At 37.2% G+C, this 18,790-nt stretch carries 15 protein-coding genes; 5 read left to right on the top strand and 10 right to left on the bottom strand.

The features are described from left to right. Positions 1 to 120: 120 nt before the first annotated feature. From NYE67_RS03575 to NYE67_RS03555, 5 genes are all read right to left on the bottom strand, one after another. Positions 121 to 531 (bottom strand): TIGR03826 family flagellar region protein, encoded by a 411-nt coding sequence (locus NYE67_RS03575; RefSeq protein WP_340729208.1) that lies wholly within the window; start codon positions 529 to 531, stop codon positions 121 to 123. 100 nt (positions 532 to 631) lie between these two features. After that, entirely contained in the window at positions 632 to 1,237 is a 606-nt protein-coding gene (locus tag NYE67_RS03570) for a ComF family protein (protein ID WP_340729207.1), read from the bottom strand. Beyond that, positions 1,230 to 2,702: a DEAD/DEAH box helicase gene (locus NYE67_RS03565; protein ID WP_340729206.1), complete on the bottom strand. Its 1,473-nt coding sequence runs from the start codon at positions 2,700 to 2,702 to the stop codon at positions 1,230 to 1,232. The genes NYE67_RS03570 and NYE67_RS03565 overlap by 8 nt, the downstream gene beginning before the upstream one ends. A 601-nt stretch (positions 2,703 to 3,303) precedes the next feature. Continuing rightward, positions 3,304 to 4,146, bottom strand: coding sequence for a DegV family protein (locus NYE67_RS03560; protein WP_340727023.1), 843 nt, complete (start codon positions 4,144 to 4,146; stop codon positions 3,304 to 3,306). Positions 4,147 to 4,317: 171 nt separating this feature from the next. Next, positions 4,318 to 4,833 carry a nuclear transport factor 2 family protein gene (locus NYE67_RS03555; RefSeq protein WP_340727022.1) on the bottom strand — a complete coding sequence of 172 codons (516 nt, stop codon included), beginning with the start codon at positions 4,831 to 4,833 and terminating at the stop codon, positions 4,318 to 4,320. Positions 4,834 to 5,453: 620 nt separating this feature from the next. Here NYE67_RS03555 and NYE67_RS03550 point away from each other — a divergent pair. Continuing rightward, positions 5,454 to 6,908 carry an IS1182 family transposase gene (locus NYE67_RS03550; RefSeq protein WP_340729205.1) on the top strand — a complete coding sequence of 485 codons (1,455 nt, stop codon included), beginning with the start codon at positions 5,454 to 5,456 and terminating at the stop codon, positions 6,906 to 6,908. 144 nt (positions 6,909 to 7,052) lie between these two features. Here NYE67_RS03550 and NYE67_RS03545 read toward each other — a convergent pair whose 3' ends face one another. Together NYE67_RS03545 and NYE67_RS03540 are read right to left on the bottom strand one after the other, a co-directional pair. Beyond that, on the bottom strand, positions 7,053 to 7,727 hold the full coding sequence (locus NYE67_RS03545) for a response regulator transcription factor (RefSeq protein ID WP_340727021.1): 675 nt from the start codon (positions 7,725 to 7,727) through the stop codon (positions 7,053 to 7,055). A gap of 22 nt (positions 7,728 to 7,749) precedes the next feature. After that, positions 7,750 to 8,913, bottom strand: coding sequence for a sensor histidine kinase (locus tag NYE67_RS03540; RefSeq protein WP_340729204.1), 1,164 nt, complete (start codon positions 8,911 to 8,913; stop codon positions 7,750 to 7,752). A gap of 161 nt (positions 8,914 to 9,074) precedes the next feature. Between NYE67_RS03540 and NYE67_RS03535 the strand changes: the two genes are divergently transcribed. Continuing rightward, positions 9,075 to 9,710 carry a YigZ family protein gene (locus tag NYE67_RS03535; RefSeq protein WP_191698688.1) on the top strand — a complete coding sequence of 212 codons (636 nt, stop codon included), beginning with the start codon at positions 9,075 to 9,077 and terminating at the stop codon, positions 9,708 to 9,710. A 130-nt stretch (positions 9,711 to 9,840) separates the two neighbouring features. Next, positions 9,841 to 10,890: an LCP family protein gene (locus NYE67_RS03530; protein ID WP_340729203.1), complete on the top strand. Its 1,050-nt coding sequence runs from the start codon at positions 9,841 to 9,843 to the stop codon at positions 10,888 to 10,890. A gap of 117 nt (positions 10,891 to 11,007) precedes the next feature. On the opposite strand, the gene NYE67_RS03525 is transcribed toward NYE67_RS03530, so the two are convergent. Beyond that, positions 11,008 to 12,063 carry a glycosyltransferase family 4 protein gene (locus tag NYE67_RS03525; RefSeq protein WP_191698690.1) on the bottom strand — a complete coding sequence of 352 codons (1,056 nt, stop codon included), beginning with the start codon at positions 12,061 to 12,063 and terminating at the stop codon, positions 11,008 to 11,010. 745 nt (positions 12,064 to 12,808) lie between these two features. On the opposite strand from NYE67_RS03525, the gene secA2 reads away from it, so the two are divergent. Further along, complete coding sequence (gene secA2 / locus NYE67_RS03520; RefSeq protein ID WP_340729202.1) at positions 12,809 to 15,169, top strand: accessory Sec system translocase SecA2; 2,361 nt, start codon at positions 12,809 to 12,811, stop codon at positions 15,167 to 15,169. A 4-nt stretch (positions 15,170 to 15,173) separates the two neighbouring features. After that, the gene (locus NYE67_RS03515; protein WP_340729201.1) at positions 15,174 to 16,079 is read left to right on the top strand and encodes an accessory Sec system S-layer assembly protein; all 906 of its coding nucleotides are present in this window, start codon (positions 15,174 to 15,176) and stop codon (positions 16,077 to 16,079) included. Positions 16,080 to 16,733: 654 nt separating this feature from the next. Here the strand turns inward: NYE67_RS03515 and NYE67_RS03510 are convergent. Together NYE67_RS03510 and NYE67_RS03505 are read right to left on the bottom strand one after the other, a co-directional pair. Next, positions 16,734 to 17,285 (bottom strand): C40 family peptidase, encoded by a 552-nt coding sequence (locus tag NYE67_RS03510; protein WP_340729199.1) that lies wholly within the window; start codon positions 17,283 to 17,285, stop codon positions 16,734 to 16,736. Between the two features lie 317 nt (positions 17,286 to 17,602). Further along, the gene (locus tag NYE67_RS03505) at positions 17,603 to 18,568 is read right to left on the bottom strand and encodes a C40 family peptidase (RefSeq protein WP_340729198.1); all 966 of its coding nucleotides are present in this window, start codon (positions 18,566 to 18,568) and stop codon (positions 17,603 to 17,605) included. Between the last annotated feature and the right edge of the window lie 222 nt (positions 18,569 to 18,790).

Genomic DNA, 18,790 nt, shown 5'->3' with positions numbered 1-18,790 from the left:
GACTACTTCATTGAATTGTTTATGTTTAATTCTAAAAAACACTACGAATGTATTAAAATTATAAGCCTATTTTATGAAAAATAAAAACGAAGTCCTATGAAAACGACTTCGTTTGGGAAATTATTTTTTGTCTGAAAGGTATGTGGTATGATCTCGACGCTTAATATCATCACGAAACTCTTTGGCTGCTTCAAATGTACGTAGCTCTGACTTTAATTCGCCTTGGCACTTATCGCATAGCTTGCCTGTTGATGTTAATCGTCCGCAGTTATCACACGGATATCCTAAGCTCGGGAATACCGCTGGATGCAGTCGACCTTTCCGTACCCATTTATATAACAGATCCCGATCCACACCAGTCGCTTCTACGATACGCTCGACATTTGCTGCACGATTCTCGCGTTTACGTAAAAAACGATACACAACCTGGTACACATCCTCTTCTTTTTGCGCACAGTTATGGCATACTTCCCTCAAACCCGTATAATTAAAAAACTCTTGGCACACAGGACAATTACGTAATTCCGCCATATACATCCTCCTTTTTTCGTACAATCTCTCTTAGTTCATTATACATAATCCATAGGTAATTAGATTGACAACTTTTCAAACTCTTTAACGGTAGCCATGTTTACCCATGAATGAGTGTCAAGCCTTCTACCGTTTTTGCGCCTGCTTGCAGTAACGCTTTTTTCGCATGGTTTAAAGTTGTACCTGTCGTATAAATATCGTCTACTAAGAGTAAGTTTTGATCTTTTATTGCTGGTGCGTTCACTACTTCAAATAGCTGCGGCGTTTGTAATCGCTGCTCTCTTGTTTTTAACGCTTGCTGCTCAGTTGAAAGCTTTGCTAAATGATGGGAAAAGGGGATATTGGCTGCTTTCAATAATTCGTCAATATGAGCAAAAGTCCTTATTTTTAGATTCTCTGGATGCATTGGAATCGGGATAATGACTCTTTTTTCATTTTTTAGCTGATCATGGAGAATTCGATTGAATACAAGAGCAAGAACAATATCATGCAGAAATTTATAGCGGTGCAAGTAATCTTTCATTGCTTCATTATAATGGTACAAAGACACGACTCCTTCTTCTTGCTGCTGTTCGATTCGTTGAAAGCGTTGTTCACAGCGGGTGCAAATTGTCTGGGGTAATGTATTTCTAAGAAGCTCTTTCCATCCAAAACTTTGGTTTAGCTCACGTTCACAAAGTAAGCAATGCTGGATAGGTTTATTCATAGTCATTCATCTCCAGTATTTTCTTGCGCGCCTGATCCATTTCCATCGTGATACCGTGATGGAAAAATACAATATCACCTGTCGGGTACTGCACATTCCGTCCGACTCTTCCGCTAATTTGTATCAGTGCACTGGAGGTAAAAACAGGATTTTCAGCTCCAACGACTGCTACTTGTACATTTTTTATCGTAATACCGCGCTCTAATATCGTAGTCGTCAATAAGCCTTTCCTTTCTTCATTGCGCAATTGCAATACTTTTTCTTTTCGATCAGGGTCTTCGGAATGGACACTTTCAATTGTAGGTTCGATTTGCTGAAACAGGGGTGTTGCTTGTTCCATTAATTCAATCGTGGGGAAAAAAATAAGGAATGGCTGATGATTTTGAAGCCTTTGTTCTAACCAGTTTTTGAACTTTTGAGGGATTTTTTGTTTGTGAAATGCTTTTTCATAATTCCATAATGCCTGATAACGCGGAACAGGTAGTAAATTCCCATGAAATCTTCGTGCGATAAAGGAGTAGCCCCATTTTTCATTTCTTTGCTGAATGAGTAGTTTTGTAGAAGGGGTTGCGGTCACGAAGGCGATTGGTGCATCGGCTTTTTTCGCTTTCATTACTGCACGCTGCAATGCTTCATCATATGTGTAAGGAAATGCATCGGCTTCATCCACAATCATCACGTCAAATGCATTTTCAAACCGGTAAAGTTGATGGGTCGTTGCAAGAATTAGCTGCGCAAATTGTGTGTCATTTTGTGCCCCGCCATATAGTGCATGAATCGTAATATTTTGAAAGACTTGTTGAAAACGGGGATAAAGTTCGAGCACTACATCGGTTCTGGGCGTTGCTACACAAACTCTTTTCCCTGCTTTAAGTGATGCGTAGATGGGAGAGAATAGGATCTCTGTTTTTCCAGCGCCGCATACCGCGTGGATAAGATGGTTGCGGTTTTGCTTCAAGCTAGTGAGGAGTTCATCAGCCGCTTTTTGTTGATGAGCAGTAAGCTTTCCCGTCCAAGTAAATTCAACTCGGGACTTCTGACTTCGAGAGCGGGGCTGCTCATTTTTCCAAATTATCAGTTCATCACAGCTACACATGCGACCCATCGTAATGCAATGCCGGCAATAATGACACGTTTTCTGGCATTTAGCACAGTAAAAAGAAATAAATTTTTGCCGTTGTTCATTTAGACAACGCCTGCATTTTAGTTTGGGATTTGTAATTACGGCAGGAGTAATCTCAAAATATCCACGTCTGATATAGTTTTCGATTTTAGCTTGTGGAAATGGGGTGTTGCGACGCGACCAAATTCGGCCAGTGAAGAAATTCTCGATAGCAGGTTCGGGGATGAAGCCGTAGTAGCGGGTATGTTTTTGAGAGTTGTGTGAGGCGATGGAATTGGAGGTTGCGATGGGACGGAATAATCGGTATTGCTTTTTAATTGAAGATATAGTTGTTGAAGACATAGTTTTCGCTCCTTCATGGATAGTTTTGGTAGGGAATGAATTTTCTAATATCTAGTACCCGGGTTACTTTTCACCCCGCAGTTTCTACTTTTCCCTGTTCACGTTCTACTTTCGACTCAAAAGTTTCTACTTTTCTTGACTCAGCTTCTACTTTCCGAATGAAGTGTTCTAATATCAAATACAAGGGTTACTTTCGCGTCGAAGTTTCTACTTTCCACTGTTCACGTTCTACTTTCTGCTCAAAAGCTTCTACTTTTCTAGACTCAGGTTCCACTTTCTAAATGATATTTTCTAATATCTAGTGACCAGGTTACTTTTCACCCGCAGTTTCTACTTTCCACTGTTCACGTTCTACTTTCCGCTCAAAAAGCTTCTACTTCTATGAGATCAGCTTCCACTTTCTAAATGAAGTTTCCTAATATCTAATGCCTAGGTTACTTTTCACCCTGCAGTTTCTATTTTTCCTTGTTCATGTTCTACTTTCGACTCAAAAGTTTCTACTTTTCATGACTCAGGTTCTAATTCTCGTCCCAATTCCCCCCCAACAAAAAAACAGCCACTCTACCAATAAGTTAGTAGTGACTGTTTTTGCATAATTGCATTACTTTTTAATCCAGCCCATTGCAATGGCGCCTTCTCCTAAGTGTGTACCGATAACCGGACCGAAATAGCTAAGCGTGAAATCGACTGTTGGATAAGCAGCCGCTAGTGAACTCATCCATTCGCGAGCTTCATCTTCGCAGTTGGCGTGAATAACTACTGCTTGAAGTGCACCATACTTTTCGACCGCTGATGCTAATTGCTCTTCTACACGGCGTATTGCTTTTTTGCGTGTGCGAATTTTTTCGAATGGGACAATTACTTTGTTCTCAAATGTTAATATTGGTTTGACTTGCAGTAAGCCACCAATTAATGCCGCTGCTGCCGATAGTCGACCGCCGCGTTGCAGATGCTGTAAATCATCGACGATAATGTACTCATCCATCGTATGTTTCAATTCATTTAAGTGGGCAATGATCTGTTCCCCTGATGCACCTTCCAAAGCTAGTTTAGCAGCTTCCTTCACGTACATCCCCTGCAAATATGCCGCAACTTCCGAATCAAATGCGTAAATGTTAGTTCCTTCCACCATACCGCTCGCTTGTACAGCGCCTTGGAAAGTTCCGCTAATGCCGCTTGATAAATGGATTGTTACGATCTCATCATATTCTTTTCCTATTGTTTCAAAAAGCTCGACGAATTTTCCGACTGATGGCTGTGTTGTTTTAGGGAATTCCTTAGCACCACGCACTCGGTCATAAAACTCGGAAGCTGTAATATCAATTTCCTCATCATAAAATGTTCCTTCAATATTCACACTCAATGGAATCATATGAATATTGTACGTTTTTCGTTCTTCAAGTGTTAAATAGGCTGTACTATCTGTCACAATTGCTGTTTTCATTGCTCTCCCACTCTCCTATGTTCACTAGTTTACATGAACTCTATGTAATTGTGAACGAAAAAATGCCTTTTCTGTAGAGAACTTCCCTCTTTCATCACATTTTTGTTATATGAAAAAAACATCTCGGCGATCATTTTCCCAAGATGTTTTTTCATGTATATATTAAATTTATTATTCGCTGCCAATATAATAAATGCTCGAAACTTTCCAACCGTCTTCTTTCATAAATACAGTCACTTGACGACCAACCCCAGAAAGCTCAGCACCTGTTTTTATTTCTTTTGTTTCAGTCTTTAAATTGGAAAACACCTGTGCCTCTTCTTCATTGTAATTTACAATTGTTATATCTTCTGCTGTACGCTTTACATCATACTGATTAAATACTGCGGATACGGCTTGGATATCTTCATCATAATTGAAGCCTTTAGCATTTTTTGAAATAATATTTTTATAACGTTCTAAATCTTTTTCATTAAAGGCTTTTATATATTCATCAAAAGCAGATATAATATTCTTTTTTTCTTCCTCAGGAACTCCGGTAGCTTCCTGAATTGAATCACCTAAAATTTCAAAACCAACCGTACCTTCATCGATCGTTTTTTGTAATTTTTCCGGTGATGCGTCTTTTTCGTCCCCACAAGCTGCAAGTACAAATATCGACAGGACAGCTATTAACCACTTTTTCATAATTTTACAAACCTCCCGCAAAATATTTTAGCATACATTATTAGAAAAACACATCTTGTGCCAAATAGCACAAGATGATGTTTTTCTTATGTGGATTTCATTGAAAACTAACAAATATTCTCTTTATCCGCGCTAAAATTCGATGTCCCGAACATTCTCTTAAGCATCTATAACACATATAGACGAAAGTTGTTCACAGATGTTTCTTATATTGGGGATATTCGATTTTAAATATAGCTGGGAAAATTAGCAAACCTATAAGCATTATTAACGCAACATACCAAAACATTATTGCAAAAAAAACAGAGCTACCAAATTGAGGTCACTGAAAAAGTCCCTTAGCCACAAGTTAGAGAGTACAGGAACGAAAATTCGTTCCAGTACTCTCTTTTTCTTCGATGCCGTTGATTTCCATTCCGGCGGACGCGTTTCGCGGGCACGGCTCCAGCCTTCTCCCTCGCTCCGCTCAGTCCGGGTGCTTCCGCTCGTGCTGTTCCCGCAGAAGTCGCCGCCTCCATTCCAATCAACTGGTACTACTCTCGTCACTAAAAGGGTTTTCCCCTCGTATAATCTCCCAAATTTCCTGTATAATTGAAGGACTAATAAAAGGTGGTGCGACCATGATTTCTAAACAAGAAACATTGAATTTAAGTCCTTATATGGCGTTGTACGATTTAATCATTCCAAAAGACAATATGCTTCGACAAATCAATGAACTCGTGGATTTTTCATTTATCGTAGAAGAACTTCAGTCAAAATACTGTTTAGATAATGGCCGTAACGCAATTCCACCGATTCGCATGTTTAAATATTTACTCTTAAAAGCGATTCACGACCTGTCGGATGCCGACCTTGTCGAGCGTTCGAAATACGACATGTCCTTTAAATATTTTTTAGACATGACCCCAGAAGAAGATGTCATTGATTCAAGTTCGCTGACAAAATTCCGTCGACTTCGTCTTCAAGATATGAATCTATTAGATTTACTGATTCAGAAAACCGTTGAAATTGCCTTAGAAAAAGGACTTCTACTCAGTAAAATGGTTATCGTTGACGCAACTCATACAAAAGCTCGTTATAATCAAAAATCGCCAAAAGAATTTTTACAAGAAAAGTCGAAAAATGTGAGAAAAGCCGTGTATCAACTCGACGAAAACATGGTTGGAAAATTCCCTGAGAAGCCTACGTCAAATGAGGTCACAGAAGAATTAGATTACTGTCGTCAAGTAGTTGAAGTAGTGGAAACGCAGTCAAAGATTGCACAAATCCCGGCGGTGAAAGAAAAATTAAATGTTTTAAAAGAAGTGATTGATGATTATGAAGCCCATCTAAGCTATTCAAATGATCCGGATGCACGCCTTGGTCATAAATCAGCAGATACGTCTTTCTTTGGTTATAAAACACATATTGCGATGAGCGATGAACGAATTATTACAGCAGCGGTTGTGACGACAGGTGAAAAAAGCGATGGTCATTATCTTCAAGAATTAGTCGAGAAAAGTCGAGAAACAGGTATGGAAATTGAAACGGTTATTGGAGATACAGCTTATTCAGGAAAAGATAATTTAGCGTATATGAAATCAGAAAAACTTCAGTTAGTTTCGAAGCTACATCCCCTCATTACTAATGGGCGTGGACAACGAAAATTTGAATTTGATTTCAATAAAGATGCAGGGATGTTTGTTTGTCCAGCAGGGCACATGGCATTGAACAGAAGACGGACAGGTAAGAAAAGCACGAATCAAAGTTTAACGTTTTATTTCGATATTAAGAAATGTAAAGTTTGTCCGATGCGAGAGGGCTGTTATACTGAAGGTGCAAAAAGTAAAACATATAGTGTCACAATTCAATCGACTACCCATCAAGAACAAGCAGCGTTCCAAGAAACAGAGGAATTTAAAGCACTCGCTAAAAATCGGTATAAAATTGAAGCAAAAAATAATGAATTAAAGAATCCCCACGGCTTTAAAACAGCAAAATCGACGGGGTTATTTGGCATGGAAATTCAAGGAGCCACAACCATCTTTGTGGTCAATCTGAAACGAATACTGAAGCTAATGAGCGAAAAGGAATAAAAAGAGACGAAGAAAAGAGGCATTTTTCATTCAAAATCGAATGAAAAATGCCTCTTTTGTGTTGAAAAACGAAACCGTCCTAAAAAAACGAAGGTTTTTCAGTGCCCTGACCAAATTGGCTCTCTGTTTTATTATTACATAATATTATCGAACCTCTACCCAGCCATTTTTAATTGCTGTTACAACGGCTTGTGTACGGTCATTTACATTCATTTTTTGTAAAATACTTGATACATGGTTTTTAACCGTTTTTTCCGAGATGAAAAGCGTCTCGCCAATTGTACGATTAGATTGTCCATCTGTAAGCAATTGAAGTACTTCACATTCACGCTTTGTTAATAAGTGGAATGGGCGGCGAATTTCTGTTTGGTGGAAATTCCCTTTATTTTCGTGCTCAGATAAGCGGCGGAATTCCGCAACCAGATTTTTTGTTACTTTTGGATGCAAGTATGAACCACCATTTGAAACGACTTTAATCGCTTCCACGATTTCATCTGCATCCATCTCTTTTAGCATGTAGCCTAAAGCACCTGATTTTAATGCATGTGTTACGTATGATTCGTCGTCGTGAATAGATAGAACCATTACTTTTGCATCCGGGTATTCTGCGATTAAGTCAGCTGTCGCTTCTACGCCATTTTTACCTGGCATATTAATATCCATTAATACTACATCAGGCTGATTTTTTTCATATAGATTTACTACATCTGTTCCATCATCACCTTCAGCAACAACCTCAAATGTATCTTCAAAATCTAAAATTCGTTTTACCCCTTCACGGAATAGTTGATGGTCATCAACAATAATAATTTTCGTCATAAAAAAACCCCCTGGACACTATTTAATATATCTCTTCATTTTTTGATGGTAATGGAATTTTCATTAAAATGGTAGAACCTTTACCAATATTACTACTAATTTTTATAGAGCCTTTTAATAAATCAATTCTTTCTTTCATTCCTATAATACCAAATGCTCCCTGTCGAACATTTTCCGTATCAAATCCGGCTCCGTTATCTTTCACGACAACATTTATTTCGGCTTCCAACCACTCAATTTTAACAATAATCTGAGTAGATTTTCCGTGTTTTATTGCATTATTTACACTTTCCTGCACTAAACGGAAAATTGCCACCTCATAATTAGAAGGAATTCTGCGCTCACTATTGTACGAGATGAATTGAATATCCGTAGTCGGATTGTATTCCGTCAGTGTAGATAAGTACTTTTTTAGTGTCGGGCCAATCCCTAAATCATCAAGTGCCATTGGACGTAAATCATAAATAATGCGCCGTACTTCAGATAATGCATTACGAACACTGACTTTTAAATCATTAATTTCGTTTAATGCAGCCTCTACTCCCTTTTCTCGGTATGTACGGTCAATCAGATTCGAGCGCATGAGTACATTTGCCATCATTTGCGCTGGCCCATCATGAATTTCACGAGACAAACGCTTTCGTTCTTCTTCTTGAGCAGCAATTATTCGGATACCAAAGTCTTGCTTTATTTTTGCTTGCTCCAGCGCTGCCCCTACGTTTTTCAGATCGGTTGTCAAAAAATTAATAACAACATTTACTTGGTTGACAATATGGTCCGCTCTTTCAATCGTATCATAAAGTGTACGCAATCGTCTTTCTAAATCGTCTCGCTTATCTCTTAGTTGTTTTTCACGCTCACGGCAAATGGTAACTTCTAGTTGGAGCTTGCTTGTATTTTCATAAGCCTCACGAATTTGTTGTTCGGAATGTTCATTAAAATTTCTGCTCACAACAACTAACCGTTGTCTAGATAATTGCAACTTTCTTTCTAAGTTATCACTCTCATCGATGATAATCTTTATTTCTTGACGAACAATTTCTAATTCTTGTTGCATATCTTCGAAGCTTCTTCGACTTTGTTCACTTATTATAAATATATCATCTTTGGAATTTGTAATAGTTTCTAACATGCGATTAAATATTACATCCAGCGAGGCAACATCTATTTGATTATTTTCAAGCACTTTTCCCCCACCTTACTTCCCAAGAATGCGAACTGCTCTATCTTTTTATTATATTTACTACTATTATAGTACATACATATTATAGCATTATTCAAATATTTTTTAAGTTAAATTATGACCACAAATTCAAGACACCTATGGTAAAATAAGGAGAATATATAATGAGAAATAACTATTTAACCGTAAAAGGTTACGGAGAATCGGAAATAATTATATCAAAATCACGGTTTTTGACATATGTCAATCGTGCAGAGACGGAAGAGGAAGCTCTGCTTTTTATAGAAAAAATTAAAAAAATGCATGCCGGAGCTACTCATAACTGTTCTTGCTATATGGTGGGTGAGCATGATCAAATTCAAAAAGCGAATGATGATGGGGAACCAAGTGGTACTGCAGGCGTTCCTATGTTAGAAGTTTTAAAAAAACAAGGTTTAAAAGATACGGTTGTTGTCGTAACCCGCTATTTCGGTGGCATAAAACTTGGTGGAGGCGGCTTAATCCGCGCCTATGGTAAAGCTACAACTGAAGGGATAGCCGCTGCCCAAGTTGTCGAGCGTAAATTGCATTATTTGATGAAAATTGGGATTGATTATGTATTTTTGGGGAAAATAGAAAATGAGATTCGTAGTTCGCACTATATGTTACAAGACATACTCTATGCAGAAAATGTTGAAGTTTGTGTGCACGTTCTAAAAGAGGAAGAACAGATTTTTACCGATTGGATAACGGAATTGACGAACGGTCAGGCTACAATAACAAATGAGGACGCACTGTTTATTGAGTTTTCTAAAGAGTAACGATGCTGCTGGTAAAGAATATTCGTTACTTTACGACAAAAGTAGATTGTAGTATATTAGATTAGATTGAAAACACTTATAATACTCGTTCTAATATAGTAACCTATCCCTAACCTAGAGGAGAATATTTATGAAAACAAGGCAAAATAAAAAGAAGGGCTCGTCGAAAATCAAATTGTTTTTCAAAGTTACGATGCTCCTTACCTTATCTCTTGCAATATGTGCAAGCGCCTACGCTGTTTATTTAACAAAACAGGCTGAACATGCTGCAGATAACGCATATGAAGTGATAGAAGACCGGAAAATTTCAGAAAATCGCGAAGTAAAAGTCGAGCCGGCACAAGACAATGTTTCTATTTTAATCTTGGGTGTCGACGATAGTGAAAAGCGTGGTCAAGGCGCTGATAGCTCTCGCACAGATGCACTTTTGCTTGCCACTTTAAACAATAAAACTAAAACAGTTAAGTTAGTTAGTATTCCACGTGATTCCTACGTATACATTCCGCACATTGGAGGTAAGGATAAAATCAACCATGCCCATGCTCGTGGTGGTACACTCGCTTCTATTGAAACGGTAGAAGAATTATTCGATATTCCAATTGACTATTATGTACGTTTAAACTTTAATGCCTTTATCGACATTGTTGATGCATTGGGCGGTATTGAAGCAGAAGTACCATATGCAATGCTTGAAAAAGATGAATTTGACCGGAATACGGTAAACTTACAACCAGGTTTACAGACTTTAGGTGGTCGAGAAGCACTTGCACTAGCCCGAACACGTAAACAGGATAATGATATCGAACGTGGAAAACGCCAGCAGGAAATCATTAAAGCAATCGCTACAAAAGCTTCATCATTTACATCAATTACGAAATATGATGATGTCATTTCAGCAGTTGGCAATAATATGAAAACAGACATGACATTTACTGAAATGAAATCTTTCTTCAGCTACTTAACAAACGGTATGCCTCGTATCGATACATTAACGTTAGAAGGATATGACGATATGTCAACTGGTGTATACTACTACAAGTTAGACGAAGAAGCACTGACCGAAGTAAGCCATATTTTGCAAAGTCATCTAGGAGTAAACCCTGAATCTACTAATATATCAGGTACCAGCTCTGAAACGAATTCTGCATATACAACAAAATCAAATACAGATACACAATAATCAGCCAATCTCCGTTCATTCGGAGGTTGGTTTTTTTATAGCAATGCCACAAAGTGAACTATTCCCCAAATAAAAAACAAGTAAACAGCAAGAAGCCATTTACTTGTTTCGATCTTTTCATTTATTAAATATTCGTACCAGGTTGAGCAACGGTTTGTAGTTTTTGCCGGCAAGACCGATAATTTCTACAAATATTTCAATTGCCACTAAAATAACAGCAATCAGTAAAATCGCGCCCCATACTTTTGCCATTGAGAAAATTACGGCTGCGAGACCAAACATAGCTGCCATCGCATAAATAATCATTACTGTTTGAGAATGAGAGAAACCTACATCCAATAAACGGTGATGTAAATGCGATTTATCCGGGTCTGACCACTTTTTACCATTACGTAAACGACGTACAATGGCAAAGAATGTATCAGAAATTGGAACACCTAGCATAATAACAGGAATAACGAATGAAATAACTGCTACATTTTTAAATCCTAAAAGAGCCAGCACAGAAATCATAAATCCTAAAAACAGTGCCCCGGTATCCCCCATGAAAATTTTAGCAGGATGAAAATTGAAAAACAGAAAACCGATTGTCGCTGCAGCTAAAATGGCTGCCATTGCAATTACGATACCATTCCCCATAATCATTGCCATAACCGCCAATGTAATTAAGGCAATGGTCGATACACCTGCAGCAAGTCCATCTAATCCATCGATTAAATTAATTGCATTCGTAATCCCGACAATCCAAATAATAGTAAACGGAATACCTAACCAACCAAATTCAAGTTCTCCACCAAATGGTAAGTTAATATTTTCAATTTGAATGCCACCAACAAATACAACGATACAAGCTGCAATAATTTGACCAAGCAATTTAGCCTTTGCGGAAATCTCTCGCATATCATCCACAATACCTGTAATCACAATAATTGTCGCAGCAATTAAGATCGCATATAAGTAATTACTTTGAAAGTCCGTAACAAATTTTAAAAGTAAAATTCCAATCATAAACGCACCAAAAATTGCTAAGCCACCAAGTCTCGGCATAATGCGCGCATGCACTTTACGATAGTTTGGGGCATCTACAGCTCCAAGGCGAAAAGCCAATCGCTTCACAAGCGGAGTTAGTATAATTGCAGCAATAAAAGCTACGATTAAAGACACGTAAATCATGTCTCTCCTCCTTAATTTTTGTAGGGTCAAAACAATACGATTAATCGTAGCGTTTAAAATTCAGTAAAAACTCTACATTATTTTTCATGATTAGTATAGCATGATTACTTCATAAAATATAGATATATTTCGCTCCACTATATTTTTGTTTATTTTACATAATTTTCATAAATATATTTTATATAATTCTTTACCATAAGTTAGGGATGACAAAAATGAAAAATAAGATTTTCTATTTAATTGTGCTACGGAGAAATCCCGTTGAAGGCTTTACGAGCGGCGTGGCTTCAAAGCTTTTATAGATTGATTTACGGAATGAGATAAATAGCGGAATGAATTTCCGTTATTTTTAAAATTACTTAAAAAATGATGAAAATAAGGGAAATGATTTCCGTTATTGACCTAAAAGACATGAAATTTCATGTTTTTATTTAAAATAACGGTAAAATGTTCCCTTATTTTCCCTAAAAATGAGCTTCATCATTCAAATAAAGGAAAAGTCTTCCCTTATTTTGTTTATAAAAAAACAAACCTATGTATGGTAATGAGCCTTTTATATAACAAATATTTTGTATAAAAATAGATCATTATTAAAAAGACATTACTCTTTATCGTATAATTTTCCATATTATTTCTCTAATTCCTATGAATCCCCTTTTGCTTGGTAGTCATTTTAAGCAAAATTTGATAAAATAATTGAGTGTCTACTATTTTAAAGTAGCCAATTTTAAAGGAGAGTAAAATAATGTTCTCAATTTTCAAACGCAGTAAAGAGCAAACTAGTGCTCGAGAGCTAAAAAAATACTACAAAACTGTAGAGCAAATTAATAAACTCGAAGCTATATATAGTCCAATGTCAGACGACGAGCTTCAAAATATGACATTTACATTTAAAGAACGTTTAGAAAACGGTGAACAGCTTGTTGACATTATCCCTGATGCATTTGCTGTTGTCCGTGAAGCTTCCAAACGTGTATTAAACATGCGCCATTTCGATGTTCAGCTGATCGGTGGTCTTGTATTAACAGAAGGTAATATTGCCGAAATGCCAACAGGCGAAGGTAAAACATTAGTTGCCTCACTCCCTTCTTACGTACGTGCATTGGAAGGCAAAGGGGTTCACGTTATTACAGTAAATGATTACTTAGCAAAACGTGACTTCGAATTAATCGGACAAATTCACCGTTTCCTTGGGTTAACAGTTGGTCTGAACGTACCGATGATGGAACCGGCAGATAAAAAGGAAGCATATAACGCGGATATTACATATGGTGTCGGGACTGAATTCGGTTTCGATTACTTACGTGATAACATGGCTCACACTATTGGCGACAAAGTTCAGCGTCCATACCACTTCGCTATTATTGATGAAGTCGACTCTGTTTTAATCGACGAAGCGAAAACACCGTTGATTATTGCAGGTAAAATGGGAGCTAATGAAGAATTGCATCGCATTGCTGCTATGTTGGCAAAACGTTTCAAACCTGAAGAAGATTATGATTTTGACGATGAAACGAAAGCAACTTCTTTAACGGATCAAGGTATTGAAAAAGTGGAAGCTGCATTCGGGATCGACAATTTGTATGACTTAGATCATCAAACTTTGTACCATTACGTTATTCAGGCAGTTCGTGCGCACGTTATGTTTGAGCTTGATGTTGATTACATCGTACGTGACGACAAAATTGAGCTGGTGGATATGTTCACAGGTCGTATCATGGAAGGTCGTTCACTTTCAGACGGTTTACACCAAGCAATCGAAGCAAAAGAAGGCGTAACGATCACCGAAGAAAACAAAGCACAAGCACAAGTTACAATTCAAAACTACTTCCGCATGTACCCGAAATTATCAGGGATGACTGGTACTGCGAAAACGCAAGAGAAAGAGATTTTAGAAGTTTACGGTATGCGTGTTATTCAAATTCCTACGAATCGCCCTCGCCGCCGTGTTGACCAGCCCGATCTCGTATTCGAAAAGATTGAGCAAAAATATGAATATGTGGCCCAGGAAGCATTACGCCGCCATGAAAAAGGTCAACCGGTATTAATTGGAACAACTTCTATTCTACAATCCGAAAAAGTGGCAAGTTACTTAAAGAAATATGGGTTGGATTTCCAATTATTAAATGCGAAAACAGTCGAGCAAGAGGTTGAATTAATCTCAGAGGCGGGGCAAAAAAGCCGTATTACCGTAGCTACTAACATGGCCGGTCGTGGTACGGATATCGTATTAGGAGATGGCGTTGAAGAGCTTGGCGGTCTGTTTGTTATCGGAACAGAAAAGCACGAAAGCCGTCGTGTTGATAACCAATTACGCGGACGTTCTGGTCGTCAAGGCGATTTAGGAGAAACTCAATTCATCCTATCCATTGAAGACGATATGTTCAAGCGTTTCGCAAAAGATGATGTAGAAAAATTCCGCAAAAAAATGACTACTACTGATATTGGTATCGTGCAGAATAAAGAAGTAACAGAGCTGATCGAACGTACACAGCGTATCGTTGAAGGTGCACATTTCTCTATGCGTGAATACAACTTAAAGCTGGATGATGTTATTAATGATCAGCGTCGAATTGTCTATGATTTACGCGATAAAGTATTAAAGAATGAAGATATTATTCCTTTACTTATTCGGATGATGTATGAAACAGTGGACTTTGCAGTTCGTGAAAATGCCCCTGAAGATAAGGATGTTATTGAATGGGATTTCGATAAAATGGAGAAAACAGTAAACTCTCTATTTATTGAACCTGTCATAGTAAATCGCGATGAAACAAAAGTGAAAAATTTACTTGATGCAATGGATCCTCCTGTAAAACAGTTAAAGGCTGTAATCGAAAGCTTTGAGGAAAACGAACAAATAATGGCCGTTATTCCACAAGTTATGTTGAGCTTCATCGATCAAATGTGGGTGAAACATTTAGAGCAAATGGCGCATTTAAAAGAAGGTATTGGCTTACGTCATTACCAACAAGAAGACCCTATGAGAATTTACCAACGCGAAGGGCTAGAACTATTCGGTAAAAACTATCAAGAACTTCGTCGTACAATTGTAGAAGAACTTGTTGCATTTATGAAAAATATTACGATGAATGTGGAGGAATAACAGAATGGGTTTATTCGATTTATTTAAAAAAGGTGACAAAGTAGGTAAAGATAGTGCTGTTGATTCATCATCAGTCGTAGAAACGTCTGGTAAAGCTTCTAAAAAAGATGAAAATCGTGATGTTATTACAAAATTATCTTTCCATCCTGAATGGGATGTACCGCAAGAACAAAAATATGTATTTAATTTCTTAGCGAATGATCTAGCACCTTTAAAGCCAAATCAATTATCATTATCGGCAATTAATATTGAGCCTTCTTTGTCTAACGGCTCATGGAATGTTAAAGCATTTTTCCGTTCTTCATTATCCGAAGCAATCGAATTAGGCGATATTGAATTATTAATTTTAGATAAAGACGACAACCGTTTAGCTTCACACTACTTTGACTTCAAAGAGTTAGGCGTAATCCCGGCAGAAAGTGCACGTCCATGGATCTTCACATTCCCTGCTTCTTCCATTACAGCAGACGAAGTACCTGAAGAAGGCTGGAAGATCTCATTTAACTTATTATCATTACGTGGCCACCAATTGGACTTGGATGATACTTGGAAAAAACAATTACCACAAGATCAGCAAGAAAAGCTTGCAGAAATCGTAAAAACTTTACCTAAATTAGGTAAAACTGAGGTAAACTTTACAGGATTACAAGCTAAGATGAACAACGACGGCAGCTTACATGCGTCCATCTTTATCCGTAACGGTCATGAAAAAGCGATTAATCTGGAACAATTACCACTTGAAATTATGGATGCCCGTAATGTTGTTGTAGCAAAAGGCTCATTCAAATTAGATCCTGTCTTATCTGTACAGCCAAATACGACAAAGCCTTGGACATTTATTTTTCCTAAAGAATTGGTTACTGTTAAAGGGATGGATCTTTCCCGCTGGACAGCCCGTGTACCACAATAGAAATTAACTATCATACACAGCATTCGGAATTTCAATTCATTTCCGAATGCTGTGTTTTTTAGTGTGCGAGGATTTAATTAGCCTAATATCTGTAGCGGAAACGTTTATGTGGCCGGTTTTTATTAGCTACTTTCTTTTGATATGTAGAAACTCTGACATTGTATGTAGAACACCTCGCTTCAAAAGTAGAACGGCGTCTTCTTATTAGCCACTTTCCTTTGAAAAGTAGCAACTCTTAATCGGAATGTAGAAACTTTTTCTGCTAATGTAGAAACCCCGACTCCTTATGTAGAACACCTCGCTTCAAAAGTAGAACGGCGTCTTCTTATTAGCCGCTTTCCTTTGAAAAGTAGAAACTCTTAATCGGAATGTAGAAACTTTTTTAGTTAATGTAGAAACCCAGACTCCTTATGTAAACACCTCGCTTTAAAAGTAGAACGGCGTCTTCTTATTAGCCACTTTCCTTTGAAAAGTAAAAACTTTTATTCGGAATGTAGAAACTTTTTCAGTTAATGTAGAAACCTTCACGCCTTATGTAGAACTATCACTTCATTTACACAGAAAACCTAAAACTCAAATAAAAAATCCCCCAACTCTAGTTAAAGAGTGAGAGATCTATATATGCAGTATGTAGTAGTGTGTATAAGCTATGTATTATTCTGCTTCTGGAGTGTTATCAACATCTGAATCATCTTCTGCAGCTGCTGCGATTGCTTCTGCTGTAGAGAAGTTAGCAACGCGTTTTGCGCCTACATATTTGTTACCCCAGTAATATTTGTCGTTAATACTTGTTTTAATAACACCTTTGCTTGTCGATGCATGGATGAATTTACCTGAACCAATATAAATCCCTACATGAGAGACACGTTTACCAGATGTATTGAAAAATACTAAATCCCCAGGCTCCAATTCACTTTTCTTTACTGAAGTTCCTTGATTATACATATCTGAAGATGTACGTTCTAGGGAAGTAATACCTAGTTCTTTAAATACATGACGAACATAGCCTGAGCAATCAAAACCTTTTGCTGATGTACCGCCATATGAATAGCGTACCCCTATATACTTGGAAGAGATTTCTTTCAGCTCTTCAACGGAGTAAGCCGATTCCGCAGAAGCTTCCTTTTCATTCAATGGTGTGAAGAAAATGACGAAGGCTGCTGCCAAAGTTAGTACGGAATTGCGTATTAATTTAAAGTAATCCATCGTGTTCCCCCAACATCAATTAATTTTCTGAAAACTTAACTGATATCAGATTAACATGAGATTACAGAATATAACATTACAGTTCTGTAACAATAAGGTTACATATACCCTATTCTACCATTCTTTAAACTCGTAATAAAAACCTATTTATAATAGAGTTTTAGAACTATATTACTGGAAATCGTGGTTATTTATTGTAACAATTACCCAAAAAAGACCTCTATGTTGTAACAATTGTAACATTAAGGCTCAGTTATGTAATAGAAAAAGAACTAGTAAACGACATACTACGTGTATTTATTAGTTCTTTTTCTAATTTATTTTAAATTATTTAGTCGTTTATACGCAACAAAGCGTTCTGACCAGTATTTTTCATTGACGTTTGAAATCGTAATTCCTTTAGAACCCGCATGTATAAATTCGTCATTCCCCAAATAAATCCCCATATGAGAAATAGTCGGTATAAATGTGTTTTTGAAAAACACTAAATCTCCTGGCACGGGTTGCACTACTTTCGTTGTATCTTGCTCGAAATACATGAGACTACTTTTTCGATCCATTTGAATACCTACTGAATTAAATACAAAGTTTACGAATCCACTGCAGTCAAAACCTTCAATTGTTGTCCCGCCATATTTATAAGGAATACCTATTGTTTCATTTGCAATAGCAATGGCATGAGTATATAAAGCTTCCGTATGATGCGAAACAGTACCTGGTAAGGCAAGTTCTCTGCTTAATTGCTTCTCAATCGCTTCATCTGCGGTTTGTTTAAAGTTAATTTCAGCTTCGACGTTAGCAGCAGTCGGTGCTTCAACAGCTTGATCCTTTTTAGCTTGTGTGCCAATTGCAAGCTTTTGCCCAACTTTAATGGCATCAGAATTTAAGTTATTCCATTGCTTTAAACTTACAATCGAAACATTATACTTTTTAGCAATATTTGTTAAATTATCTCCTTTAACTACTGTATGAAAATGAGCATTTTCTTGCACTTTCACCTTTTCTTCTACAACGGAAATTGCTTTAACTTTACTGTTCCCTGTTGTAGTAACAGTACTCTTAATAGGAACCACTACTAGTTTTTGTGCTATGTAAATCCGATCTTCAGTTAGTTTATTCCATTGTTTCAACTGATGTATTGTCGTGTTGTGAGCTTTCGCAATTTTCGTTAACGTATCACCCTTTTTTACCGAATAAGAAGGTGCGGCTTCTACAGTTGGCGTTACTAGTAATGCTGTCGAAAATACTATTCCCGTTAGCATTACCTTCCATTTAATATTCATTTGGAAAACTCCTCCTTCTCTATGAAACTCCTATTCAAATCTATTTTACTTAACTTCTATTAAAGGAAACAACAGGTCAATAGATAGAATATCAATTAAAATATTAACAAATTATGAATATTATTATACTTCATTACCTATTAAGTGTTAATTGAATTTTGTCCAAATTGCGTAAATTAAGGGACAGGGTAAATTTACCTTGCCCGTTGTACTTGTTTTTTA

Source organism: Solibacillus sp. FSL W8-0474, assembly GCF_038004065.1.
In the GTDB taxonomy this organism is placed as follows: domain Bacteria; phylum Bacillota; class Bacilli; order Bacillales_A; family Planococcaceae; genus Solibacillus; species Solibacillus faecavium.
This window is presented reverse-complemented; position numbering and strand designations above follow the sequence as displayed.